The following is a 26,750-nucleotide window of genomic DNA, read 5'->3' as shown; positions in this document are numbered from 1 at the left end:
GTCAATCTGCATCCTGCTTCATCCCTGCTCAATCCTTGATATTCCTTGTACTTGCGTACGTCCCTATTTCTTGGTCATCCCATACCAAGCTTACTCATCCTGAGCGGTTCCATCATCATCCATGAAAAATAAGTGGTGCATCCATTCAATTTCATTCCATGTACTATTGCCATCCAGTGCAATGAGTCCATCAGTCCTTGTTCCCTTCCATGGCTGTTGACGCTGTTTCATCCTGAATAGCCTATATCCCTATCACTCCTTTAGTCACATTCCTTTGTCACTGCTCAATCATCCTTATCGCCAACATCCTGTTGCTCGTCATTCCTTGTACCAGATGAATTCTACGGCAATCACAAATTTACTCATCGAGGATTATTTAATAATGTTACCAACCATGTAAAAACCAACATGACCATCACATCCTAATATTATGATAAATATGGAATATTAATTAATATAGCGCCATTATCAACCTAATGACTTACAAATCACTTACGTGATTGTGAGAGATCTCTCACAAGAATAATGGCAATTAGAATGAAATTCATTCGTAGTTTAGTTTTGCCCCTCTGAAAATATTTTCCATTGCTTCCGTTTATCTATCAACATGAATCAAGCTTTCGGCAAATATTCAGCATTTACAGAGGGAGGGCACTACAAAATGTATAAAATAATGCGGATAAAAAACACTACAACAAAAACCATAAGAGGCTTTTCATAATTCCGTGTCAGATTAAGGCTCACACTGTCCAGTTGTAATGGTCAAGTTTTTCTGGAGGGATGTTAAGCCGCTTTTTTTAACTCATTATATTTTTGATGTGGCGTCTTATAATCTATTGCTGAATGCCTACGTTTGTAATTGTAAAACTGGATATATTGCTCAACCACGCTCACTACAGAGCTGTGATTGATAAAGGCTAAATGGTTTAATCGTTCAGTCTTTAAGCTCCTAAAAAATCGTTCCATCACCGCATTATCCCAACAATTTCCTCTACGACTCATACTTTGTTCAATACCTAAGCCCCTTAGCTTTTCTCTGAACACCTTAGCCGAGTACTGGCAACCTTGGTCAGAGTGAAACATCAACGCCTGTGTATTTGGCCTCTGGCGTTGTAGCGCGTTATTTAAGGCCGCTGTCGCTAACGCTGCATTGGGTTGGCTTGATAAGGCATACCCAACAATTTCTTTGGTGCCTAAATCAAGCACACAAGCTAAATAACTCCACCCTTGATGGGATTTTATGTAGGTAATATCACCCACCCAATGAGTATTATACGTCGTAGGGTTAAACTGCCGCTTGAGCAAATTAGGTGCGTAAACTTGCTCATCACCTGAGTTAGGATAGTAATGCTTTTTCTTTGGCCTAATCGCTATTAACCCCATACTTTTCATTATGCTAGCAATAGCGTAAACCCCTACCTTACAATCTAAATCGACTAAGTCTGCCTGTATTCGACGTTTACCATACGTCGAATTTGAGTCAGAGAACGCTTGTTCTACTAATTGTATCCGTGCCTGCTTTTCAGCGCTTTGGGGGATCGGTTTGTAATATAAACTACTGCAACTGAGCTCGAATACTCGGCACAACTCACTCATTCTAAAGCCTAGATTTGCTTTCTTTACTTCGCGGATCATTTTAAGTTTTGATTGTCTCAAATGAAGAAAGCTGCAGCCTTTTTTAGGATGTCATTATCCCTCATGGCTTGTTTTAGTGTAATGGGGGCAACAGGCAAAACAGAATTAACCATATACAATCGTAAAAATTAGCCAAAGAAAAGGGCGCAACTATATAGTGCGCCCCATTTATCCTTTGTAAGCCTTCCTGCTCGATTTGTGCTCCCTGCACCATCCATGCGTTTGTTTGCGTCCAGCATCATCCCTGTAATCCTTTTTTGTCCCTGTGTATCTAACTTTCGCGAGATAACACTCAATCCTTTGACCTGTAAATCCGTTTACAGAGCCAGTCACTTCCTATGACGTTTCCCTATTGCATCCTTCCATATATGAGTACAAGCTGTTCACCCTTATACCCCATCCTTGACTCGACACGTCCTGCATCGAGCTCATGCTTAATCCTTAAGCGTGTCCTTTTTCATCCTGATAATCATCATCCTGACAATTCAACTCGCTATCCCTAATAATCTTTGAAAAGCAACCTAGCTTTTCATTAGCCAGTCCTAGGCAGTTAACAGCTACCATGCTGTCGGCGATTTCAACCATGAAATCTAATTAATTTGTTGCGTCTTGCGTCCATTAAGCCTGTTTCGCTTTCCTTGCTATCCATTCATCTTGGCTATGAATGAATATTACGTTAACTTACACCTCTTTGTTCGGCTAAAAGAACACAATGCAAAACTTTAAGATATAACAATGGAGCGATTAAACCTTTATAAGTTGATTTAATTGGATATTAAGCCACTGAGAACAAAAAACAATCAAAAATAAAGCTAGATATCCTACAGTAGGTGTAAGCGATCTCTCACACGAAAGTGAGCACCTTACTTAACATCATTTTTTCTACCTAAAAAGTGCCAAATCATTTGAGCAAACATTACCCAATCAGCCATCAAGCTATAAAATGGATATTGAAATGTTGCGGGGCGATTTCTCTCAAATACAAAGTGTCCTATCCAAGCAAAACCATAACCAACCAATGGAACAAACCAACATAACCACCACGTTTGTGTAAATATCGTGATAGTAACCAGCAATAACACGATGCCACTACCAGCAAAGTGTAATTGTCGACAAATAGGGTTTTGGTGCTGTGATAAATAAAAAGGGTAAAAATCAGTGAAACAGCGATACAAACGAACTGAACGGTTTGAATTATGCGTGCTGTTGGCCTGCATAAAATAACAACTGTCCATCGATACTGCCAATATTCAACTCGCCCAACGAAACAAAGTCATGTTGGGTAAATAATTGCGTATGGCTCTCTTGTGTCACAAACACACCAATACCTTCGACGTCAGGCTGCTCATCACACCAACTCACAACCGCTTGAACTAAACGATGTCCAAGTCCTTTGTGCCGCTCATTAGATACCAGTGCAATAAACTGCAAAATGCCACAGTGATCATTGGGCAACAACTCAATAATACTCGACTCTTTTTTTATTAAAGCTTGTGTGGATTGCCTGCCAGTACCTAACAACATCTTTAAACGCCAATGCCAATAACGTCCTTCTCCTAAGGGGATTTTCTGGGTAACAACACAGGCTAAACCAACCAGCCTTTCACCGTTAAACAAACCAATGAGTGCTTGTTTTTGTTGCCATAAAGTATTGAGTTCTTCACGGATCGCAGCACGTAATTTTTGTTCATAAGCCGCTTTATCTGAGGAAAACAGTGATTCAATAAAAAAGGGGTCATCGTGATAAGCGTTATAAAGAATAGAAGCTGCAATACGTAAATCTTCCGCAGTCAAATAGACTGCTCGATAATTTTCCAAGGTCTGATTTTCCATTATTCGTATTCCTTGAATTAGCTCACACTTTTTACGAGTACCATTAATTTACCAAGGAAACGAAAAAGTGCAAATTTTAATCATAGATTGCATTTTTTAATCAGACGCTTACTCTAAACACTGGCAACATACTGAAAAGGAAATAATGATGGACACAACTCCAGTCGACTTAAGCCACTTATTCGAACAACTCGGTTTAGACAATAGCGATGAAGCTATAAAACAGTTTATTGAAACCCATGAGATTGACCATCATATTCATCTAAATCAAGCACCCTTTTGGAACTCCGCCCAAAAGAGTTTTCTAACTGAAGCCCTAGAAGCGGATGCTGAATGGACGCCACTTATTGAAAAATTAGATACTCGGCTGCGTAAATTATAAGGTTATTCGATTCTATTTTACCGTAAGCCGTTGCACTCCAACCCACTAAGGCATTGTTTCTGTGCACGATAGGCGTGCATTCATCCTTAGTGGTTTTTCCATCGTTATTATTGCGCTGGGTACATAAAACAAGATTAAGGTTTGTTGATTAGAACCGCCTTTTTTAACTCTTTGTTGGATGTCAGCTTCACTAAAATCAGTAATTGGCATTAAGTTCATCACTTGTTTCTGGGCATTACTAAGCTCATTTCGGATAAATTAATAAGATTTTCATTCTAAACTGCCTCCCAAGATTAACTGCAATTCCAGTCCGATTCTCCCCTCCTCCATATTGACCACACTGCCACTAAGACCTAAGCTTGCAAGCCCTAAAAAGTGATAGCGATAAGTGCGTTATTCCATTTATGGTTAATCATGTAGCCTCGGTGTAATTATTGTTTTGCTTAAAAATGATTACCACTGGACAACAAATAAAGCGAAAACAAACATAACACACTATTTTTTATTAAAAACTCAAGTGTCACTATGTAATTTGCTTAAATTATTAAAAAAGGAACTTTGCTAATGATGAGTCCTATCGACCAAGTATTAGCGGCTGCACGTTCGCTCGAAGCCAGCGGAAAAACACCCAGCCTAGCCTTAATTAAAACCCGTGTAAGCAGCCGCTTACCGCTACCGATATTGATACAAGGTTTACAACAATTTAAATCAATGCCTAAGGCGGAGCGAGAACGTTTAACCGAGTTGCAAGCAGCGTCCCCGACAGAAGAAGCCCCCATAACTCAGGACGCCATAACTCTTGTTACACTTGCTGAGCGCCTATTGACGCAACAGACATATTTTGACCGCTATGCCGAACAGCAAACAGCAGAAATAGTGCAACTAAAAAATGAGTTACTCAAACTTCAACAACGCATCAACCTACTAGAATCCCAAGGGAAAAAAGCTTAATGTTTGTCACTGAACTGCGCTTCGAATGTTTTGCCGACACGACTATTTCTGCAGCCGAAAAAGCCATTAATCAACTTCTCGAAGCCTATCGAGCCAACGGTCAAATCTTAGGGCGAGAATTTGCGGTCGCCTTTAATGACGGTGAATTTAGAGTGCGTTTGTTAATGCCAGAAAAAAACAGTTTGGCGCACAAATACCACAGCCCTTGGGTCAAAAAAGCGTTAACAGAATTAACTGAAGCCAAGCTACTGGCCCCGCGAGAAAAGTTTATCGGTCAGGACATCAACTCTGAGGTCAGCAATACCCAAACCCCAAGCTGGCAGTTACTCTATACTAGCTTTGTGCATATGTGCTCACCCCTGCGCAGTGGCGATAATTTATTGCCCATTCCCTTGTACCAAATTCCCGCCACCTTTAATGGCGATCATAAGCGCGTTATTCGTTGGCAGAGTGAATGGCAAGCCTGTGACGAGCTACAAATGGCGGCGGCGACAAAAGCTGAATTTGCCGCATTAGAGGAATTATCGAGTCCAGAGAGTGATTTATTTCGTCGAGGTTGGGATTTACGCGGTCGTATCGAATATCTCACGAAAATCCCGACCTATTACTATTTATATCGCGTTGGTGGCCAAGATCTTGCCTCTGAAATGACACGGGCTTGCCCACGTTGTCACAGTCAAGATTGGAAACTTGATGAACCACTGTTAGATATGTTTCATTTTCGCTGCGAGCCTTGTCGCATAGTGTCCAATCTGTCTTGGGATCATCAATAGCATCATAGTATCCCGCAGTAGAACTCAACCTAAGATAAGCCGTACTTAGCTTGAGTTCACTCTGATTGATGAGCGTCGCTCACGCTAGTTAGCGTTTACCCATCAAGTTTTGCCACATTAGTTTAAAACGAGCGAAAATACCGGGATGCTCTAATGCCGGCATAGGTAATTCTTCATGCTTTACTGGCGGTGCTATCCGTGGCGATAGCGCCTCAATAAATTCAGCTAAACTTGCCGATAATTGCTGCGAAGGCAACTCACCTGGTAGCTCTATCCATACACTGCCGTCATTGTTATCAATGGTGAGCATTTTATCGCCATCATCTAACAGGCCAATAAACCAAGTAGGTGGCTGCTTGAGCTTTTTTTTCATCATCAGATGGCCAATCAGGTTTTGCTGCAGGCAATCAAAATCGTTTTCATTCCATACTTGCAGCAACTCACCCGTACCCCATTTTGAGTCAAATAAGAGTGGTGCAGAGAAATATTGACCATAAAAGTGATTGATTTCTGGCCATAAAGTTAATTCTAGCGCATGCTCAACATTGGCGAAACTCCCTTCGACCTCGCGTTTAACAGGCTGCCAAAAAACCGCCTGTTCTAGTTCGGGGTGAAATTCGCCCTGAATACACACAGAAGGTTCACCCTGCGGGTAATAACGCGGTAGTTCACTTAAGCTCGTTAAGTAAGCTTTATGATAGTTTTGCAAAAATTTATCGAGTGCAGGCAGACAAGACACTTAAGCACAATCCAATTTCAGGTATAATGTATGCCTATTTTGACATGGAAACAGTATTGATGACACAGAATCACGATCCCTATAGTGATGCGCAAGCGCTTGCTGGCCTGACGTTAGGTAAAGCCACAGACTATCAAGCTGAATATGACGCGTCGCTGTTACAAGGGGTTCCACGCTCACTAAACCGTAACGCTATAGCACTCACGGAGACGCTACCATTTCATGGTGCCGATATCTGGACGGGTTATGAACTATCTTGGTTAAATACCAAAGGTAAGCCTATGGTGGCCATAGTAGAAGTGTATTTGAGCTATGAAAGCCTGAACCTGATTGAGTCAAAATCGTTTAAACTGTATCTCAATAGTTTTAATCAAACCAAGTTCGATAACATAGATTCACTGCAAAAAACGTTAACGCAAGACCTAGGCCAATGCGCCCAAGGTGATGTTAACATTAAGATTATCGAACCGAAAAACTTTGCTATTCAGCGAATCATTGAGTTACCAGGCACTTGTATTGACGATCTTGATATTGAAGTTAGTGATTATACTTTTAATCCTGATTATTTAGAAAACAGTACCGATGAGAAACAAATTGTTGCAGAAACGCTCAATTCTAATTTGCTAAAATCGAACTGCTTAATTACTTCGCAACCCGATTGGGGTAGCGTGATGATCCGCTACCAAGGGCCTAAAATCGATCGCGAGAAGCTACTGCGCTATTTGATTTCTTTTCGCCAACATAACGAGTTCCACGAGCAGTGTGTCGAGCGGATTTTTGTCGACCTAAAACGTTTTTGTCATTGCACCAAACTCACCGTTTATGCGCGTTATACTCGCCGTGGTGGTTTAGACATAAACCCGTATCGTAGCGATTTTGAGCAACCTGGTGAAAATCACAGGCTTGCGAGACAGTAAATCAAGATAACGTCAAAGGTTTACAGTAAAGTGGCTAGCTAAATAAAAGCCCAAAAAGCCCTGAATTATCAGGGCTTTTTATTGCGTTAACATGTTAATAAACCGTGACACTCCCAAATTTTCCACGCGATTCAATAACGAAATAATGCTTCAACATAGGCTTATTTATCGAGAAAGATCACTCGTACTTAATAGGCACTACCTTAAAGGCGATTTGTTTACTGAAATAGAAATTTAATTTACTGAGGTGGACGTTGGCTCGGTAGTTTTGCACTCAAGCAATAATTGCTGAAAATGTGCCCCTAAGTCTTGCTTGGCAAATTGTTCACTCGCGAGCGCCATTTGCTTAAGACTTTGTAATGCTTGCTCTAATCCCTGCTGCTCAATCAAACTCTTTGCATAAACGGCAGCATCGGCACCTTTTTGCAGAAGACTTGCAAACTTTTCAAAACTCACGTCCTGCTCCATCACTTTCTGTAAATCACCTAACAGTTCAGCTACCTTAGCCGATTCCACTAGCGAGCCTTCAACATTAACTAATTTTCCAAGCGGATCCTGCACAAGCTTTTGCGTCACGCAGGCTGAAACTGTGCCTGCCGCAGCGCTTTGTGCCACAACATCTAATCCATTAGTACGAATTTGCTCAACCACTTGCTGCAATTGTGGATCTTGAGCTAACCAAGCCTGCTCTAATTGTTGTTTATCATCACTACCAAAATAGCCACAGCCAGACAGCACCCCCAGCATAGTAGCCGATAACACGCAGTTAATCCGTTTCATGGTGAGCCTCATTTATTGCATCCCAATGCAAAATATTATGGACGTGACTATACCCAGCAATGTTTAACCGAAGATGAATAAAACAGGCTAAAAAATAGATAAAGACAGAAAGAATCATGACTAAAAGGGCTATTACAACTTAGCGGTTTACGCAGTTTTTGTACGAGTAAAGCTCATGATTTACGCGCTGACGATTAAGCTCTCAATACTGCTTAGTTGCGCTGTTAACTTCACCGCAATAGCAACATTACTAGCATGGGCTAAGCTCACTGCAAAACGGTATTCGTTGGTCAAACGCCCAAAATATGTCTGCCAATATAAAACGTCAGTATCGGAGCTTTGTAGTGGGATATTAGGATAAATGCTGAGCATAGGCGCTATGTCATAGGACTGTCTCACTTCGGCATTTTGACCTGACAGCTTAAGTGATACGTTAGCTAATTGCTCAAACGGCTTAAGCTCAAAGGCAAAAGATTTAAGCGACTGCGCTAAACCTAGGCCAGTGGCCTTAATATAGGACTCCTTTAATGCCCATAAATCGAAAAAGCGTTGCCGCTGGCTCGATTCATCAGCTAGCGCTAGCAATGCTGTGGTTTCTTGGGATGAAAAATAGTGATTTAAAATGGGAAAAATATCCGTCTTTGGCCGCGACCTTTCAATATCAACGCCGAATAAACCTGACTCAAGGCCATGAAACTGAACTACACCAATCACCAGCCAATCGCCGCTATGACTTAAATTAAACTCAAGCCCCGTTTGTTGGCGTAATTGCGCCGTTAAGCTTGGCTTTCCCTTAGCACTATATTCAAAACACCATTCTTTGGGTGATAAATCCGCATAGCAAGATAATACGGCTCGCAGCGCTGCTCTCACCTGCAATCCCTTCCTTTGCGCTTTGGGGTCGCGATAACGCGCCACCTTAGTGCGCTCATCATCACTTAACCAAGACTGGGCCAGCACGGTATGCAGCGATGACATCTCGCTAAACGGAATAAAAAATAGATCTACATTTACACTGCGCTCGCCCTTGCCCAATGTTTGAGCATCAGATACGGCAGGGTTAGGCTTTTCAGTATTTTGCGGCTGATGCTCGGTCATATTTTGGCTTTGGGGAGCACACACTGCAGCGTTATGATCTGGATTCATTCTTCATCTTAAATAGTGTTAACGACGTTTTAGAGTCACTTTAAATCGTATAATATTTTAATCGTATAATATTTTAATCGCGTAAAAATAGTCGCACGATAGCGAAATTATCAGTTTAAGGGTGAGAAAATCTAACGATAACATCAAATTCGTCACCAATAAAACCTAAGCAGCTTAAGCCAGTAGGTGCTATTTTACCCTGTAAACTCAAAAAACGGTTTTCATCTACATTACAAATCTTACGCTAGATTTATCAAAGGATTAAAAGCTAAAAACCACAAACCAACATCTAACTGACCGCACAAAAAACAGGCTCAGCTCACAAAAGCCTACAATTCACAGTCCCACATGATTGTATCGAACCAAAACCTCATGTAATCTGCTTTCCCATTAAATGACACTGATGATAAGTGCTGAGCTGACAACAAGCGCCACCCTTTTCATAAAGACTGACTGTGGTAACTTCGTAAAAACCGCTTACCAGTCCCAATAGATTATGTCGGATGATAATTATTATTAATGGCAACTCACGACGCTCAATCTAAAACGCCGTCTTACGCTCCAAAGAGTACAACTCAAGCAGCGAAAAAAGGCAGTACACCTCGGCATCGCAACGCCACCACTACGCCAGAAATGCGGCTTTTTATTCAGCAATCGGATTTAAGCGTGAGCCAACTGGCAAAGATTTTAAATATCACCGAAGTTACCGTCCGTAAGTGGCGTAAACGCGAATCCATCAGCAACAGTTCAAACACTCCTCACCATCTCAACACCACACTCACGCCGATGGAAGAATATGTGGTGGTAGGACTGCGTTACCAGTTAAGGCTGACCTTAGATAGATTACTCAGCGTCACTCAAACTTATATTAACCCCAATGTGTCGCGCTCTGGTCTTGCCCGTTGCTTAAAGCGTTATGGCATATCCCGACTCGATGAATTTGAAGCCCCACAAGTACCCGAACGCTATTTTAATCAATTGCCTGTGACTCAAGGCAGCGATATCCAAACCTATACGGTCAATCCAGAAACATTAGCCAAGGCGCTGGCACTGCCCAGTACCGACGGCGATACCGTGGTGCAAGTGGTGTCACTCACCATACCGCCGCAGCTCACGCAGCAAGCACCAAGCTCTGTGCTATTAGGCATAGACACGGCAAGTGATTGGATTTATCTCGATATTTATCAAGACAGTAACACCCAAGCAACCAATAGATATATCGCCTATGTCCTTAGACATGGGCCGTTTCATTTACGAAAGTTGCTCGTTCGCAACTATCACACTTTCTTAGCCCGTTTTCCCGGTGCCCATGGCACTCCAATGACAAGCGCGGCTGGATCCCAAAACAAGGTCACCGTATCCAGGTCGACCCGTGGAGACTCTTTATGAGCCATACCCCTTCTGTACCAAATTCTGCGACTGAGTCAAAAAAAGATAAACGACTCAACAAACGTTTGAAAGATATGCCCGTTGCCATCGTCGGCATGGCTAGTATCTTTGCCAACTCGCGTTATTTAAATAAATTTTGGGATTTGATCAGCGAAAAAATCGATGCCATTACTGACATCCCTGACACCCATTGGCGCGCCGAAGATTATTACGATGCCGACAAAAGTAAAGCCGACAAAAGCTACTGTAAACGCGGTGGTTTTTTGCCTGAAGTCGACTTTAATCCAATGGAGTTCGGTCTGCCGCCTAATATTCTTGAGCTGACAGATACCTCGCAGCTGCTGTCGCTAATTGTTGCTAAAGAAGTGCTCGCCGATGCCAATCTGCCAACCGATTACGATCGCGATCGTATCGGTATCACGCTAGGCGTAGGCGGTGGTCAAAAAATCAGTCAGAGCTTAAACTCGCGCCTGCAATATCCAGTATTGAAAAAAGTGTTCAAAAGCAGCGGCCTGAGCGATGAAGACAGCGAAATGCTGATCAAAAAGTTCCAAGACCAATATATCCACTGGGAAGAAAACTCTTTCCCTGGATCGCTCGGCAACGTAATTGCGGGCCGTATTGCCAACCGTTTTGATTTTGGCGGCATGAACTGCGTGGTCGATGCTGCCTGCGCGGGCTCGCTTGCCGCCATGCGTATGGCGTTAACTGAACTGACCGAAGGTCGCAGCGACATGATGATTACTGGCGGCGTCTGTACCGACAACTCGCCATCCATGTACATGAGCTTCTCAAAAACGCCAGCCTTCACCACCAATGAAACCATTCAACCCTTCGATATCGATTCAAAGGGCATGATGATCGGCGAAGGTATCGGCATGGTCGCACTTAAACGCCTTGAAGATGCTGAACGTGATGGCGACCGTATTTATGCCGTCATCAAAGGTGTTGGCGCCTCATCGGACGGTAAGTTTAAGAGTATTTATGCGCCGCGCCCTGAGGGCCAAGCTAAAGCATTAGAGCGCGCTTATGACGATGCAGGCTTTGCACCGCACAGCATTGGCTTAGTTGAAGCCCACGGCACAGGCACGGCCGCGGGTGATGTGGCCGAATTTAATGGTTTAAAATCGGTCTTTGCCCAAGGCAACGACACCAATCAGCATATCGCGTTAGGTTCAGTAAAATCCCAAGTGGGCCACACTAAATCAACTGCGGGCACAGCGGGAGTTATCAAAGCTGCGCTGGCACTGCATCATAAGGTATTGCCTGCGACCATTAACGTCAGTAAGCCCAATCCAAAACTGAATATCGAAAGCTCGCCATTCTATTTAAATACCGAAACGCGCCCATGGTTTCAGCGCGTCGATGCAACGCCGCGCCGCGCTGGCGTGAGCTCCTTTGGCTTTGGCGGTACTAACTTTCATTTAGTATTAGAAGAATACAAACCTGAACACAGCTCAGGCGATAAATACCGTCAGCGCAGTGTGCCGCAAACGCTATTGTTTGCCGCCGCCAATAAAGCCACACTGCTTAGCGAGTTAAAGGCGGCGTTGAGCCAAAGTAACAACGCAGGCGAAAGTGATAACACCCACCTGCGCCATATCGCCCTGCAGTATCCGCTGCGCGTATTGGCAAACAATGATGCCCGTTTAGGTTTTGTGGCTAAGGATATCGCTCAGCTACAAGCTCAATTGAATCAATCGATTGCACACCTAGAAACCAGTGCAAGCGAGGCGTGGCAGTTACCTTCTGGCATCAGTTACCGTGCGCAAGCATTAGTTGAAAAAAATGCAGCCAATAAAGTAGCCGCCCTGTTTGCCGGTCAAGGTTCACAGTACCTGAACATGGGCCGCGAACTTGCCTGTCATTTCCCTGAGATGCGCCAACAAGTGATGGCCAGCGATAAGGTATTTGCTCACCACGGCCAAACACCGTTATCGAGCATCCTTTACCCTATTCCGGCATTCGATGCCGATGCGATTAAAGCCCAAGAAGCAGCGCTGACCAATACTATGTTCGCCCAAAGCGCCATAGGCGCGATTTCAATGGCGCAATATTCGCTATTAACTCAAGCGGGGTTCGCCCCCGATATGGTGGCAGGTCACAGCTTTGGTGAACTGTCAGCGCTGTGCGCGACAGGCGTGATTTCGAGTGTTGATTATGTCGAACTGGCCTTCGCCCGTGGGCACGCTATGGCGCAAAACCCGAGCGATACAGCGAGTAAAGCAGCAGACACTGGAACCATGTACGCCATTATTCTTAAGCAAAAGAATGATATCGATGCGCTCAATAGCTGTTTAGCCCAGTTTGATGGCGTTAAAATTGCCAACTACAACGCGCCAACGCAATTAGTTATCGCAGGTGGCACAGAGCAAACTCAGCTGGCCGCTAAAGCCATTAGCGAACTGGGCTTTAAAGCGATTGCCCTGCCCGTCTCAGGCGCGTTCCATACCCCATTGGTTGGACACGCACAAAAGCCATTTGCCAAAGCCATTGATAAAGCTAAATTCAGCGCGCCAAAAGTGATGCTTTATGCCAACGGCACGGGTCAATTGCACCCAAGTGATGGCAAAGCGATTAAAGCAGAATTTAAGCAACACATGCTGCAATCGGTTCGTTTTAGCGAGCAACTACAAGCCATGTATGACGCTGGCGCCCGTGTGTTTGTTGAGTTTGGCCCTAAGAACATACTGCAAAAGTTAGTTGAAAATACCTTAGGTGAACACTTAAATGAGCTTTGCCTTGTCAGCATGAACCCGAATCCTAAGGGCGATAGTGACAGTCAATTACGCTTAGCCGCAGTTCAATTAGCCGTAGCCGGTGTGGCGTTAACTGAGGTTGACCCCTATCAAGCCGTCACGTCACAAGAGATTGGCGAACGTGAAGCACCATCAGCAATGAACATTAAACTCACTGCCACTAACCATATTAGTGCTGCGACCAAAGCGAAGATGGCTAAATCCCTCGCCACAGGCAGCGTGACTAGCCAAGTGCAATATGTGGATCGCATCGTTGAAACAATTCTCGAAAAAGAAGTCGAAAAAATTGTTGAGAAAGAAGTCGTCGTTGAAAAAATCGTAGAGAAGGTTGTTGAAGTGGAAGCTATTAAAGTGGAAAAAATATCTCAGGGCATCGCGCAAGGCTTAAACAATAACGCACAACAAGCGTCTGCACCGTTAAGCTTAAGCACACCAAGCGTTAGCGGCGATGCGTTAACGGCATTTTTCAGCGCACAATCGCAAGCGGCGCAGTTACATCAGCAGTTTTTAGCTATCCCGCAGCAATATGGCGATACTTTCACGACACTGATGACAGCACAAGCCCAAATGGCGAGCCAAGGCATTGCCATTCCAGAAAGCCTGCAACGCTCGATGGAAATGTTCCACCAGCATCAAGCACAAACTCTGCAAAGCCATAGCGATTTTATGCAGCTACAAAGCAGTAGCAGCCAAGCGGCCTTGGCGATGTTAAACAATGCGCCGATTAACTTTACCCCTGCGGTTGCTCAGCCACGTCCTGTCGCACCAGCTCAAACGGTTCCAGCGCCTGTTGCTACAACGACAGTGGCACACAATGGAGCACCAGTAGCTACTCAGGCTGTACTGACGAGACCAGCGGTTAGCACACCTGTTGCGCCTGTTGTACAAACAGCTCCTGTTGCGCCTGCGGTGACAGTACAAGTTGCACCAGTTTTAGTTGCACCTGCGGCGCCAGCAACGAGCAGTTTAAGTGCAGCCTTAGTACAACAAACCATGATGGCTGTGGTTGCCGATAAAACAGGCTACCCCACTGAAATGTTGGAACTCTCTATGGATATGGAAGCCGATCTTGGTATCGATTCCATCAAGCGCGTTGAAATCTTAGGCACAGTGCAAGACGAACTGCCGGGCTTACCTGAACTCAGCCCAGAAGATCTGGCCGAGTGTCGTACCTTAGGTGAAATCGTTGACTACATGAACAGCAAACTAGTTGCAGTTAGCTCGGTTTCAGCTACAACAGCAGCGCAAGTCACTGTTACCGCGACAACAGATAACGGTTTAAGCGCTGCCTTAGTGCAACAAACTATGATGGCTGTAGTCGCTGACAAGACAGGCTACCCCACTGAAATGTTGGAACTCTCTATGGATATGGAAGCCGATCTTGGTATCGATTCCATCAAGCGCGTTGAAATCTTAGGCACAGTGCAAGACGAACTGCCGGGCTTACCTGAACTCAGCCCAGAAGATCTGGCTGAGTGTCGTACCTTAGGTGAAATCGTTGACTACATGCAAAGTAAGCTTACACAAAACGACAAGCTGCCAGCAGCGGGAGCTGTTATTGCCCCAATAGCAGTGCCTACCGCTAACGGCTTAAGCTCTGCCTTAGTGCAACAAACCATGATGGCTGTAGTCGCTGACAAGACGGGCTACCCCACTGAAATGCTCGAACTCAGCATGGATATGGAAGCCGATCTTGGTATCGATTCCATCAAGCGCGTTGAAATCTTAGGCACAGTGCAAGACGAACTGCCGAGCTTACCTGAGCTGAATCCTGAAGATCTCGCCGAATGTCGCACCTTAGGTGAAATCGTTGACTACATGAACAGCAAACTAGTTGCAGCTGGCTCGGTTTCATCTACAACAGCAGCGCAAGTCACTGTTACCGCGACAACAAATAACGGCTTAAGTGCTGCACTTGTCCAACAAACCATGATGGCTGTGGTGGCCGACAAGACAGGCTATCCCACTGAAATGCTCGAACTCTCAATGGATATGGAAGCCGATCTTGGTATCGACTCCATCAAGCGCGTTGAAATTTTAGGCACAGTGCAAGATGAGCTACCGAGCTTACCTGAGCTGAATCCTGAAGATTTAGCTGAGTGTCGCACCTTAGGCGAAATCGTTGGCTATATGAATAGCAAATTACCCGCAACGGTCTCTGTTGTAGTTTCTCCAACAGCACCAACGACTCCTGCTGCAAACGGCTTAAGCGCTGCCTTAGTGCAACAAACCATGATGGCTGTGGTTGCCGACAAGACAGGCTACCCCACTGAAATGTTAGAACTCTCCATGGATATGGAAGCCGATCTTGGTATCGATTCCATTAAGCGCGTGGAGATTTTAGGCACAGTTCAAGATGAGCTACCAGGCTTACCTGAGCTGAATCCTGAAGATCTAGCTGAATGTCGTACCTTGGGTGAAATCGTTGGCTATATGCAAAGTAAGCTAGGCCAGAATACTACGGCAAATGTGGTAAACGTCGCTGTCGCGGCTGAGCCAGTTATCGATTTGCCACCCCATGACTTACCACCCCATAGCGAGGTGGTGCTAAAAAAGTTGCCAGCGGCGGCTGAGCTAACGCAAAAAGCAGCGCAACTATCAGCACAACAATCAGCGCAACAAGCTGTGACACGCGTTTTTGCTAAAGATGCCTGCATTATCATTAGCGATGATGGTCACAATGCTGGCGTACTTGCCGAGAAATTGCATGCTCAAGGTCTAACGGTTGCGGTTGTGCGCTCGCCAGAAAGCCTTGTAGCCAGTGCATCACCGCTCAATAGCCACATTGCCAGCTTCACATTAGCGGCGATTGACGATGCCAGCATCAGCGCAGTGATTAATGAGATCAAAAGCTTAGGTACGGTTGCAGGCTTTATTCATCTGCAACCACAACATAAAACTTCAGCCAATGCGAAAGGTTTAGTGTTGTCCAGTGCCGCCAAAGCATCGGTCGAGCAAGCATTCTTGTTCGCCAAACACTTACAACCGCTTTTAACAGCAGCAACTGCCAATAGTGGCAGCAGCTTTATCAGCGTCAGTCGTATCGACGGTGGTTTTGGTTATCTTAACCATAATCTGATAGCTAACAGCGAGTTAAACCAAGCAGCATTGGCAGGTCTAACTAAAACCTTGAGCCACGAGTGGCCAAACGTACATTGCCGTGCCTTAGATATCGCGCCAGCACTTGATGCCAAGCAACTGGCCAATGCGGTGATCGCTGAGCTATTTGCAACCGATAAGCTATTAGAAGTTGGCATCGGTGAGGATCTGACACGCGTAACCTTAGTTGCAGGTAAGGCTGATACCCGCCACGGCGCAGCTAACTTGACGAGTGCAGATAAAATTCTAGTTACTGGCGGCGCAAAAGGCGTGACCTTTGAATGTGCCTTAAGTCTCGCAAAACGCTGTAAGGCGCACTTTATCCTTGCCGGCAGAAGCAGCCAACAAGCTATTCCCACTTGGGCACAGGGTAAAAATAACAGCGAACTTAAAGCCGCTGCTATTGCCCACATCCAAAGCCTAGGCGAGAAACCTACGCCAAAACAAGTGGATGCTTTAGTCTGGCCAGTTCAAAGCAGCCTGGAGATTGCATCTGCATTGCAAGCCTTTACTGCCGTAGGCGCCAGCGCAGAGTACTTAAGCCTCGATGTTAATAATCCAGACGCGATCGCCAGCACTATCGTGCCGATCACTGAGTTATCACCTATAACTGGCATCATCCATGGTGCGGGCGTACTCGCCGATAAACACATCCAAGACAAAACCTTAGATGAGTTAGCACGGGTTTATGGCACTAAAGTCACTGGTATTAGCAATCTACTTACTGCACTGGATTTAGATAAAGTAAAACTGATCGCCCTGTTCTCTTCGGCGGCGGGATTTTACGGTAATAGCGGCCAGAGCGATTACGCTATGTCCAACGACATACTCAACAAAGCCGCACTACAACTGGCACAGCAACTACCAAACGCTAAAGTGATGAGCTTCGATTGGGGGCCGTGGGACGGCGGTATGGTGAATCCAGCGCTGAAAAAGATGTTTATCGATCGCGGTGTTTATGTGATCCCGCTAAAGGCGGGTGCTGAGTTATTTGCCAGCCAATTACTGAGCAACACAGGCGCACAATTACTGGTCGGTACGGACATGCAAGGCAGCGCGCCCCATGACGACACGCCTAACGAAGTGCAAGAAACTGAAGGTAGCAATCTAAAAAAGCCTGAAGCGGATCTGACCACTGACTCGTCGGGTCCGCATGCTTTGACCGACATGCTAAAACTAGGCACGGTAAAACTACAGCGCACACTGGACCCTAAGGCAATGATCTTTATTGAAGATCACTGCATTAATGGTAATCCCGTATTACCCACTGTGTGCGCGATTCAGTGGATGCGTGAAGCCGCCTTTGATGTGCTCAAGCAGCCGGTCAAAGTGCAAAGCTACAAGCTGTTGAAGGGCATTATTTTCGACACTGCCGTGTTACAAAATGGAGCGTTAGAAAGTGCAGCCCCCATCACGTTAGAACTTGAGCTTGCACCGATTGCGTTAACGGATACAGCCGCGAAAGACACAGACGAGTGCTTGAGTGGACAATTCAGTGCCTTAATCAGCTTTGAAGATCGTCCGCAATATCAAGCCATCCTAGTCGTTGATGATGCAGCGATTGATGATTTAGCCACTGACAGCAAAGCAAAAGCTTTCGACGCACAAAGTTTGATGGGACTTTCTGCCATCGCAACAGCGAGCAGCCTTTACAGCGACGGCACGCTTTTCCACGGTCCAAGACTGCAAGGTATTGAGTCTGTGGTGAAGTTTGACGATGCGAGCTTAGTCGCCAAGGTGAGTATTCCCCATGTTGCGTTAGCAGACTGCGGAAGTTTTGTGCCTAATCTAGCATCTAAAGGCTCGCAAGCCTTTGCAGAAGATTTGCTGCTGCAGGCGATGCTGGTATGGGCGAGGCTCAAGTATGGCGCGGCGAGTTTGCCATCAAGCATTGGTGAGTTTATCTCCCATGCGCCGTTTGCCTTTGGCGATAAAGGGTATCTAGTGCTCGAAGTAGTGAAACACTCTGGCCGCGCCCTTGAAGCCCATATCGCGCTATATCATCAAGATGGCCGCTTAAGCTGTGAGATGAACAACGCCAAAGTCACCGTCAGCAAAAGCCTTAACAATGCATTTTTAGCCAATAAAGTTGTAGTGGCAAAAAACGTAGAGGCAAAGGTCGGGTGAACTTAGCCAACACACACAGCAACCAAGCTGATATGACGATAAAAAAGCTTGCCAAGCCACTGCGTATTGCAGTGTTGCTTGGCGATACGGCCAATCTTGCAGCTCACTCCGTATCCAAATCCCCCGCCGCCAAATTAAGTAGCACTAAGCTAGCGCAAACTGGCGCTAAGCTAGAACAGCTTGAGCGGTTAGAAATTTGTGCGGCCGATATCGCCCAGTCGACATTACATGAACCAACATCAGTCACCGCATTATTAAGTCACGCGATTAGCGCTATTGAACAAGGCAAGCTAATTGAACTTAAATTCGATGATGGCAATCAGCCGCAGTCTTTATATTTGCTCGATGGTTTACGCGCCGCCAAACTGCGCCTACACGCACATGCGTTTATAGCTGGCTTTGCCGCTGGCAGTGAGATAACAAGCGTTGCCGATGAGGCGTTAACGATAGCAAAACGTAGCCCAGCGCAAACTGTTCAACATCAAATCATCATTGACTCGCTGAACGAGGCCTTTATTGCACTGCGCCAAGGCGTGATGGCCTTAGCGGCACGAACACAAGCGCCGCTAAAAGGTAAAGACGATACACATCATCAAGCTGGCTATTGGTTTAGCGGCCAACACCAAGCGCGGGTTTTATGTCTGAATTTAATAACAAAAAGTTTAATGACCAAAACTCTCAATCAAGTAGATATTTGCCAAAGTGTTGTACTGACCCAAGGCACACAACTATTAGCACCCAAGGCACTTGTCGATACAAGTAGGCTTTTTGTGCCGATAAGTGGTGACAATATTGATAATCTCATCGCGCAAGTATTGCAGATAGATAACACACTAAAAAATGGCACGGACTATCATGCTGAACAGCTCAAACCTTGGTTTGAACGCTATGATGCCAACGCGCCACTGGCGTTAGTCTTGATGGCGGCATCGATTGATGACCTAAAACTTGAAGCCAAAGCCATGCTTGGCGCGCTTGAAAATGATGCTGTTCATCATGGTCAACCCTTTAAGACACCAGCGGGTAGTTGTTTTAGCGCTAAGCCGCTAGGGGATGCGGGACTGACCTTTGTTTATCCTGGCGTTGGCACCGTTTACGCCAATATGTTCAATAACTTGCATGAATATTTCCCCGCGCTGTATCACCAGCTAGAACGAGAAGGCGATTTAAGCGCCATGCTGCAATCACCGCAGATTTATGCGGCAGATGTAAAAACTGCGGCTGGCATGAGCCTAAGTCAACAAGCTATTAGCGGCGTGGGCGCCAGTTACCTATTCACCAAGTTGTTAACCCAAGCCTTTAATATTAAGCCAAAAATGGCGCTCGGTTACTCCATGGGCGAAGCGGCAATGTGGGCAAGCCTTGATGTGTGGCAAACGCCCCACGGAATGATTACCGCCACTGAAAATAGCGATATTTTCAACCATGCGATTTCTGGTGAGCTAACCGCTGTCCGCCGAGCCTGGCAGCTTGCAGATAATGAAGCCATAGTGTGGAACAGCTTTGTAGTGCGCGCGGATAGCAACGAAATTAAGGCATTATTGCCAGAGTTTCCTCGCGCCTACTTAGCCATCACTCAAGGTGATACTTGTGTCATTGCAGGCTGCGAAGCGAGCTGTAAAGCCCTACTTGCCAAATTAGGTAAGCGCGGGATTGCCGCCAATCGCGTCACTGCAATGCATACCGCGCCTGCCATGTTAGTCCATGGACAAGTACAAGATTTCTATACTCAAGCACTAAACGCCGATGCCGAGTATTCGCCGATCCGCTTTATTAGCGCAGCGCAAACTGCGCCAGTAATTGTGGATAGCCACAGCATTGGCCGCGCGATTGCCGATACCTTTTGCTCGCCACTCGACTTTAGTGCACTCATTCAAAATGCCACTGAGCAAGGCGCAAGGCTATTTGTTGAAGTGGGCGCCGATAGGCAAACCAGTACACTCATCGATAAAATTAGCCACGCACACGCATGTCAACACAGTGACCAACATCAAAGCAGTACAAACGCTACCACTACCGCCATTGCTTGCAATGCCAAAGGTGCTGATGCGATCACCAGCTTACTCAAGTGTTTAGCTCAGCTGATAAGCCACAGAGTGCCGCTTTCGCTGGCGCCGCTCATGCAGCCATTAAGTGCTAATGCAGCCCCTTTATCATCAGCAGTATCACCAGAAGGAGAACCCCTGTGAGTTCTCAGCATTCCTCGACTATTGATAAAACTACCGAGCCTATGATTGCATCAAAAAGTGCGTCAAAAAGCGCATCAAAAATTGCGATTGTCGGTCTCGCAACTCAATATCCTGACGCCGATAATCCCCAAACCTTCTGGCAAAATCTGCTGGATAAAAAAGACTCACGCACCCAAATCAGTCGCGAAAAGCTCAATGCCAATCCCGTCGATTATCAAGGTGTGCAGGGTCAGTCTGACCGTTTTTACTGTGATAAAGGCGGCTACATCCAACACTTCCAGTTTGATGCCAAGGGTTATCAACTGCCTGAGTCTGCCTTTGACGGTTTAGATGAAAGCTTTTTATGGGCACTCGATTGCAGTCGTAAAGCCCTTCAAGACGCAGGGATTGCCCCAAACGATACCGTACTGGCGCGCACAGGTATCGTGATGGGAACCTTGTCGTTCCCGACCGCCCGCTCCAATGAATTATTTTTGCCGCTGTATCATCAAACCGTTGAAAAGGCGCTGCAAAACAAACTTAATCAAAGCGCTTTTCAACTGGCTGACTTTAACCAAGCTCATGCGGGTAAAGAGTTCAACGTCGAGCCAGCATTAAACGTCGCCAATGGCGCCGTTGCCCACACAGCCTCAAAGCTGGTCAGCGATGCACTCGGTTTAGGTGGCACTCAGTTAAGTCTGGACGCCGCCTGCGCTAGCTCAGTTTATGCGCTCAAACTCGCCTGCGATTACCTGACCACAGGCAAGGCCGATATGATGCTTGCGGGCGCAGTATCGGGCGCAGATCCCTTCTTTATCAACATGGGATTCTCGATTTTCCACGCCTATCCAGATCACGGTATTTCGGCGCCCTTTGATAGTAACAGCAAGGGTTTATTCGCCGGCGAAGGCGCTGGGGTTTTAGTGTTAAAACGCTTGGAAGATGCGCAGCGCGATGGTGATAACATCTATGCGGTCGTTAGCGGCATTGGTTTATCGAACGACGGTAAAGGCCAGTTTGTATTAAGTCCCAACAGCAAAGGCCAAGTGCAAGCCTTCGAGCGCGCCTATAGTGCGGCAAATACACTGCCCGCCAATATCGAAGTGATTGAATGCCATGCCACTGGCACACCGCTTGGCGATAAGGTCGAACTTGCCTCGATGGAGCGCTTTTTTGAGGACAAACTCGCGGGCTCTGCAGTGCCGCTTATCGGTTCGGCAAAATCCAACTTAGGCCATTTACTCACCGCCGCGGGCATGCCGGGGATCATGAAAATGATTTTTGCCATGCGCTCGGGTCGACTGCCGCCAAGTATTAACTTATCAGCGCCGATATCCTCGCCTAAGGGCTTATTTAGCGCTAAAAATTTACCGACAGAATTGCATGCTTGGCCAGATAAAGCCGGCAATGACCGCCGCCACGCGGGTGTTTCTGTGTTTGGTTTTGGCGGTTGTAACGCGCATTTATTGCTGGAATCCTATATTGCCAATACCTCCAATGCTGACAACCAGAGTGAACAGTCTACTGCTACTGTCAGTTACCAGCACACTCCATTAAATATCATTGGTTTAGCATCGCACTTCGGTCCTTTATCCTCAATTAGTGCACTGGATAACACGATAAGCGCGAAGCAAGATGCCTTTATCCCGCTGCCTGCTAAACGCTGGAAAGGCTTAGATAAACATCCAGAGATCTTAGCTAACTTTGGCTTGCCTGCTGTACCACAGGGTGCGTATATCGACCAGTTCGATTTTGACTTCCTGCGCTTTAAAGTGCCGCCCAATGAAGACGACCGCCTGATCTCCCAGCAACTGCTGCTGATCAAAGTGGCCGATGAAGCGATTCGTGATGCGAACTTAAAACCCGGCGGCAAGGTCGCCGTATTAGTGGCAATGGAAACCGAGCTTGAATTGCACCAGTTCCGTGGCCGAGTGAATCTGCACACTCAACTGGCTGACAGCCTTAAAAACCAAGGAATAACACTCACACAAGCTGAGTATGTTGCCCTTGAAAAAATCGCCATGGATAGCGTGCTCGATGCTGCCAAACTAAATCAATACACCAGTTTTATTGGCAATATTATGGCATCACGCATCGCATCCCTTTGGGACTTTAACGGCCCAGCCTTTACGATTTCGGCGGCTGAGCTTTCTGTCGCACGCTGTATTGATGTGGCCGAGAATCTGTTGTCCCAAGAATCCTTAGATGCCGTGGTGATTGCCGCCGTCGATTTAAGTGGCAGCCTTGAGCAAGTGATCCTCAAAAATGCCGTATCGCCAGTGGCATTTACTCCAACTGACACTGGTTGGAAAGTCGGTGAAGGTGCTGGCGCGTTAGTGCTCACTACAACACAATCAAGTACAGCCCAATCAAGCACTGCCGCTGACAATACCCAAAGTAATAGCGACAGTTATGGTCACATCAGCGGTCAAGTGTTTGGTGCTATGTGTGATATGCAAGGTAACAACAACACAGCGCGCATTTGCAATGACTTGTTAACCCAAGCCAAGGTGAATAGCAGTCAGATTAGCTTGATTGAAACCAGTATTGCAGTTGAGCAACGTGCCGATTCAGAGGCGCTCAATACGCAGCTGCCGAGTGTGAACCAGCGCAGCCAAGCCGCTGATACTGTGGGACATTGCTTTGCCGCGGCGGGTATGGCGAGTATGTTGAGCGCGCTGTTACAGCTTAAAAACCATGTTCCCCAGCATCAACCAATGCAGCACGCACTCGTTGCCACGTTTAGCCAAGGTAAATGCTCGCAGTTATTGCTCAGCCAAAGTGCCACGCAAGCGCACAGTTTGCAGCAAAGGCTTGAACAAGACTTAACGCTTTCTGAGCAAAAACACTTAATTAAACAAGTGACACTCGGTGGCCGCGATATCTATCAGCATATCCTAGATACGCCGTTGGCGGACATAGATGCAATACAGCAAAAAGCCCAAGCTATGACAGCATTGCCAGCGCGCAGCCAGCGCAAGCATTTGGTTCAAATAGCTAACCAAGGCACTCAGGGCTTTGCCACACGCAGCCAAACTACTGAACAACAAAAAGAGACATTAAGCAGCATGCCAATTAATGCCCTAAGCACGCCCAATAACAACGCCGCTCAAGCAGAGCTAAAAGACGCTGCATTTTTAAGAAACCAGCAACTTGCCAGTGAAGCACATTTAGCTTTTTTACACAGCCGAGCTGAAGGCTTAAAACTGGCCGATGTTTTGATGAAAGCCCAGCTTGCCAGCGAGTTAGCCACCCATGGCCAAACTACTACTGTACAACAGCAAGCCATCGTTCCTGCGTATGCATCGGCTCATACACCAGAGCTAGCCGCTGTTGTTAACTCAGAAGCAAACCCAGCTGCGTCTAATCCAAAACATGCACTCTATCCCAATCATGCAAAAGTGCCGCAGTACACGCCGCCAACACCGATAAGCAAGCCTTGTATTTGGGATTATGCAGATTTAGTTGAATACGCCGAAGGTGATATCGCTAAAGTATTTGGCCAAGATTACGCCATTATCGACAGCTACGCCCGCCGCGTACGCCTGCCAACCACCGACTATTTACTGGTATCTCGGGTGACAAAATTAAACGCCCAGATGAACCAATATCAGCCTTGCACTATGACCACCGAATACGACATCCCTGTCGATGCACCGTATTTAATTGATGGCCAAATTCCGTGGGCTGTGGCGGTTGAATCAGGCCAATGTGACTTGATGTTAATCAGCTATTTAGGTATCGATTTTGAGAATAAGGGCGAGCGCGTTTACCGCCTACTCGATTGCACCCTGACCTTCCTTGGCGACTTACCGCGCGGCGGCGACACCCTGCGCTACGATATTTCTATCAATCACTTTGCCCGCAATGGCGATACCTTACTGTTTTTCTTCTCCTACGAATGTTTCGTGGGTGATAAATTAATTCTTAAGATGGATGGTGGCTGCGCGGGCTTCTTTACTGACAAAGAGCTAGCCGACGGCAAAGGCGTTATTCACACTGAAGCTGAAATCAAAGCTCGCAACCTTGCATTGAACAATCCGAATAAGCCGCGCTTTAATCCGCTGCTTAACTGCGCGCAAAACCAATTTGATTACAACCAAATCCATAAATTGCTCAGTGCCGATATCGGCGGCTGTTTTGGCGGCGCGCACGCAGCGCATCAAGCGCAATATGGTTTGCAGCCATCCTTAAGTTTTGCATCCGAAAAATTCCTGATGATTGAACAAGTCAGCAATCTTGAGGTGCATGGCGGCGCGTGGGGCTTAGGTGCAGTACAAGGTCATAAGCAGCTCGAAGCTGATCATTGGTATTTCCCGTGTCATTTTAAGGGTGACCAAGTGATGGCGGGGTCATTAATGGCCGAAGGCTGTGGGCAATTACTGCAATTTTTTATGCTGCATATTGGGATGCACGCCAGTACAGAAGAAGGGGGCGTCAAAAACGGTCGTTTCCAGCCGCTCGAAAACGCGTCACAAAAAGTGCGCTGTCGTGGTCAAGTGTTGCCGCAATCTGGCCTACTCACCTATCGTATGGAAGTTACTGAAATAGGCATGAGCCCGCGCCCTTACGCTAAGGCGAATATCGATATTCTGCTTAATGGCAAAGTGGTGGTGGATTTCCAAAACCTTGGGGTGATGATCAAAGATGAAGCCGAATGCACCCGCTACCCTGCAGATAATACCGTCAGCACAGTTAACAATGCATCGCTTGATTGGACAACGCCAGCATCATTAGCCGCGCCGCTGATGCAGCAGCGACCTGATTTAACCGCGCCAAGTAATAAAGGCGTAGTACCACTTAAGCATGTGCCCGCACCGATTGCGCCAGCAGGTTCTAAGTACGCCAACCGCGTGCCAGATAGCCTGCCATTTACGCCGTACCACATGTTCGAATTTGCCACGGGCGATATCGAAAACTGCTTCGGCCCCGATTTCAGCATCTATCGCGGCTTTATTCCACCGCGCACGCCTTGCGGCGATTTACAGCTCACTACCCGCGTAATTGCGATTGACGGTAAACGTGGCGAGCTGAAAAAGCCATCATCTTGTGTTGCCGAATACGAAGTACCCGCAAATGCTTGGTATTACGATAAAAACAGCCATCCAAGCGTGATGCCCTATTCTGTGCTGATGGAAATATCACTGCAGCCAAACGGCTTTATCTCGGGTTATATGGGCACCACCTTGGGCTTCCCCGGCCAAGAGCTGTTTTTCCGTAACTTAGACGGTAGCGGTAAGCTGCTGCGCCATGTGGATTTGCGCGGTAAAACAATCGTGAACGACTCACGTTTGTTATCGACTGTGATTGCTGGCAGCAACATCATCCAAAATTTCAGCTTCGAGTTAAGCTGCGATGGCGAGCCTTTCTACCAAGGTAAAGCGGTATTTGGTTACTTCAAGGGCGATGCGCTGAAAAACCAACTCGGCATAGACAACGGCAAGATCACACAGCCTTGGCATGTGCAAAATGGCATAGCCGCCGATAGCCAAATCAATCTGTTAGATAAGCAGCATCGCAGCTTTAACGCGCCAGACGGTCAACCGCATTACCGTTTAGCCGGCGGCCAGCTTAACTTTATCGACAAGGCCGAAATCGTGAAAGCCGGCGGTAAAGCGGGCCTTGGCTATTTATACGCCGAGCGCACCATTGACCCGAGTGATTGGTTCTTCCAATTCCACTTCCATCAAGATCCTGTGATGCCAGGCTCATTAGGGGTTGAAGCCATTATCGAGCTGATGCAAACCTATGCGATTGACCAAAACCTTGGTGCGGGCTTTAAGAGTCCTAAATTTGGCCAAATTTTATCAGATATCAAATGGAAGTATCGCGGCCAAATTAATCCATTAAACAAGCAGATGTCGCTGGATGTACATATTACCAGCGTGACAGACGATAATGGCAAACGCATCATTATGGGCGATGCCAACTTGAGTAAAGATGGCCTGCGAATTTATGAAGTTAAAGATATCGCCATCTGTATTGAAGAAGCTTAATGCGTTAAATTCTATTTATTGAATCACTTAAAATAATCCTGTCGCTGCGTTGGCTT

14 protein-coding genes and 2 pseudogenes are annotated in these 26,750 nt (G+C 46.3%); 8 read left to right on the top strand and 8 right to left on the bottom strand.

Translation table 11 applies throughout. The features are described 5' to 3' along the window. Positions 1–90: 90 nt before the first annotated feature. The 4 genes and pseudogenes from C9I43_RS18870 to C9I43_RS03725 form a co-directional block, all read right to left on the bottom strand. Positions 91–231 carry a hypothetical protein gene (locus C9I43_RS18870; RefSeq protein WP_181317847.1) on the bottom strand — a complete coding sequence of 47 codons (141 nt, stop codon included), beginning with the start codon at positions 229–231 and terminating at the stop codon, positions 91–93. Between the two features lie 552 nt (positions 232–783). Continuing rightward, positions 784–1,712, bottom strand: a pseudogene (locus C9I43_RS03735) (IS3 family transposase); the annotation flags it as partial. Positions 1,713–2,498: 786 nt separating this feature from the next. After that, complete coding sequence (locus C9I43_RS03730) at positions 2,499–2,852, bottom strand: Mpo1-like protein (RefSeq protein WP_107882199.1); 354 nt, start codon at positions 2,850–2,852, stop codon at positions 2,499–2,501. Continuing rightward, complete coding sequence (locus C9I43_RS03725) at positions 2,830–3,468, bottom strand: GNAT family N-acetyltransferase (RefSeq protein ID WP_107882197.1); 639 nt, start codon at positions 3,466–3,468, stop codon at positions 2,830–2,832. The genes C9I43_RS03730 and C9I43_RS03725 overlap by 23 nt, the downstream gene beginning before the upstream one ends. A 148-nt stretch (positions 3,469–3,616) precedes the next feature. Between C9I43_RS03725 and C9I43_RS03720 the strand changes: the two genes are divergently transcribed. Next, a complete protein-coding gene (locus tag C9I43_RS03720; RefSeq protein ID WP_076496804.1) occupies positions 3,617–3,850 on the top strand; it encodes a DUF2789 domain-containing protein in 234 nt (77 codons plus the stop codon). On the opposite strand, the pseudogene C9I43_RS19200 reads toward C9I43_RS03720, so the two are convergent. Continuing rightward, a pseudogene (locus tag C9I43_RS19200) lies at positions 3,813–3,926 on the bottom strand (hypothetical protein); the annotation flags it as partial. The gene C9I43_RS03720 and the pseudogene C9I43_RS19200 sit on opposite strands and share 38 nt — an antisense overlap. 491 nt (positions 3,927–4,417) lie before the next feature. Between C9I43_RS19200 and C9I43_RS03710 the strand changes: the two are divergent. After that, the gene (locus C9I43_RS03710) at positions 4,418–4,801 is read left to right on the top strand and encodes a hypothetical protein (protein WP_107884023.1); all 384 of its coding nucleotides are present in this window, start codon (positions 4,418–4,420) and stop codon (positions 4,799–4,801) included. Next, the gene (locus tag C9I43_RS03705) at positions 4,801–5,574 is read left to right on the top strand and encodes a Zn-ribbon-containing protein (RefSeq protein WP_076496805.1); all 774 of its coding nucleotides are present in this window, start codon (positions 4,801–4,803) and stop codon (positions 5,572–5,574) included. The genes C9I43_RS03710 and C9I43_RS03705 overlap by 1 nt, the downstream gene beginning before the upstream one ends. A gap of 88 nt (positions 5,575–5,662) precedes the next feature. Here C9I43_RS03705 and syd read toward each other — a convergent pair whose 3' ends face one another. Next, positions 5,663–6,313, bottom strand: a complete 651-nt coding sequence (gene syd / locus C9I43_RS03700) for a SecY-interacting protein (protein ID WP_107882194.1) — start codon at positions 6,311–6,313, stop codon at positions 5,663–5,665. A gap of 59 nt (positions 6,314–6,372) precedes the next feature. Between syd and queF the strand changes: the two genes are divergently transcribed. Further along, positions 6,373–7,230 (top strand): NADPH-dependent 7-cyano-7-deazaguanine reductase QueF, encoded by an 858-nt coding sequence (gene queF, locus C9I43_RS03695; RefSeq protein WP_076496807.1) that lies wholly within the window; start codon positions 6,373–6,375, stop codon positions 7,228–7,230. A gap of 234 nt (positions 7,231–7,464) precedes the next feature. Here queF and C9I43_RS03690 read toward each other — a convergent pair whose 3' ends face one another. Together C9I43_RS03690 and C9I43_RS03685 are read right to left on the bottom strand one after the other, a co-directional pair. Next, a complete protein-coding gene (locus C9I43_RS03690) occupies positions 7,465–8,010 on the bottom strand; it encodes a hypothetical protein (protein WP_107882192.1) in 546 nt (181 codons plus the stop codon). A 180-nt stretch (positions 8,011–8,190) separates the two neighbouring features. Next, entirely contained in the window at positions 8,191–9,156 is a 966-nt protein-coding gene (locus C9I43_RS03685) for a 4'-phosphopantetheinyl transferase family protein (RefSeq protein WP_107882190.1), read from the bottom strand. 519 nt (positions 9,157–9,675) lie between these two features. Between C9I43_RS03685 and C9I43_RS03680 the strand changes: the two genes are divergently transcribed. The 4 genes from C9I43_RS03680 to C9I43_RS03665 are packed head-to-tail and all read left to right on the top strand — an operon-like array spanning position 9,676 to position 26,694. Further along, positions 9,676–10,545 carry a DNA-binding protein gene (locus tag C9I43_RS03680; RefSeq protein ID WP_076496809.1) on the top strand — a complete coding sequence of 290 codons (870 nt, stop codon included), beginning with the start codon at positions 9,676–9,678 and terminating at the stop codon, positions 10,543–10,545. Continuing rightward, positions 10,542–18,530: a type I polyketide synthase gene (locus C9I43_RS03675; protein WP_107882187.1), complete on the top strand. Its 7,989-nt coding sequence runs from the start codon at positions 10,542–10,544 to the stop codon at positions 18,528–18,530. The genes C9I43_RS03680 and C9I43_RS03675 overlap by 4 nt, the downstream gene beginning before the upstream one ends. Before the next feature lie 32 nt (positions 18,531–18,562). After that, entirely contained in the window at positions 18,563–20,719 is a 2,157-nt protein-coding gene (locus tag C9I43_RS03670) for a PfaB family protein (RefSeq protein WP_107884021.1), read from the top strand. Beyond that, on the top strand, positions 20,716–26,694 hold the full coding sequence (locus C9I43_RS03665; RefSeq protein ID WP_107882185.1) for a hotdog fold thioesterase: 5,979 nt from the start codon (positions 20,716–20,718) through the stop codon (positions 26,692–26,694). Before C9I43_RS03670 ends, C9I43_RS03665 begins: the two co-directional genes overlap by 4 nt. Positions 26,695–26,750 lie beyond the last annotated feature (56 nt).

Source organism: Shewanella morhuae (assembly GCF_003028295.1).
GTDB lineage: Bacteria > Pseudomonadota > Gammaproteobacteria > Enterobacterales > Shewanellaceae > Shewanella > Shewanella morhuae.
Note: the sequence above shows the minus strand (reverse complement) of the source record. Positions and strands in the feature narration are given on the sequence as shown.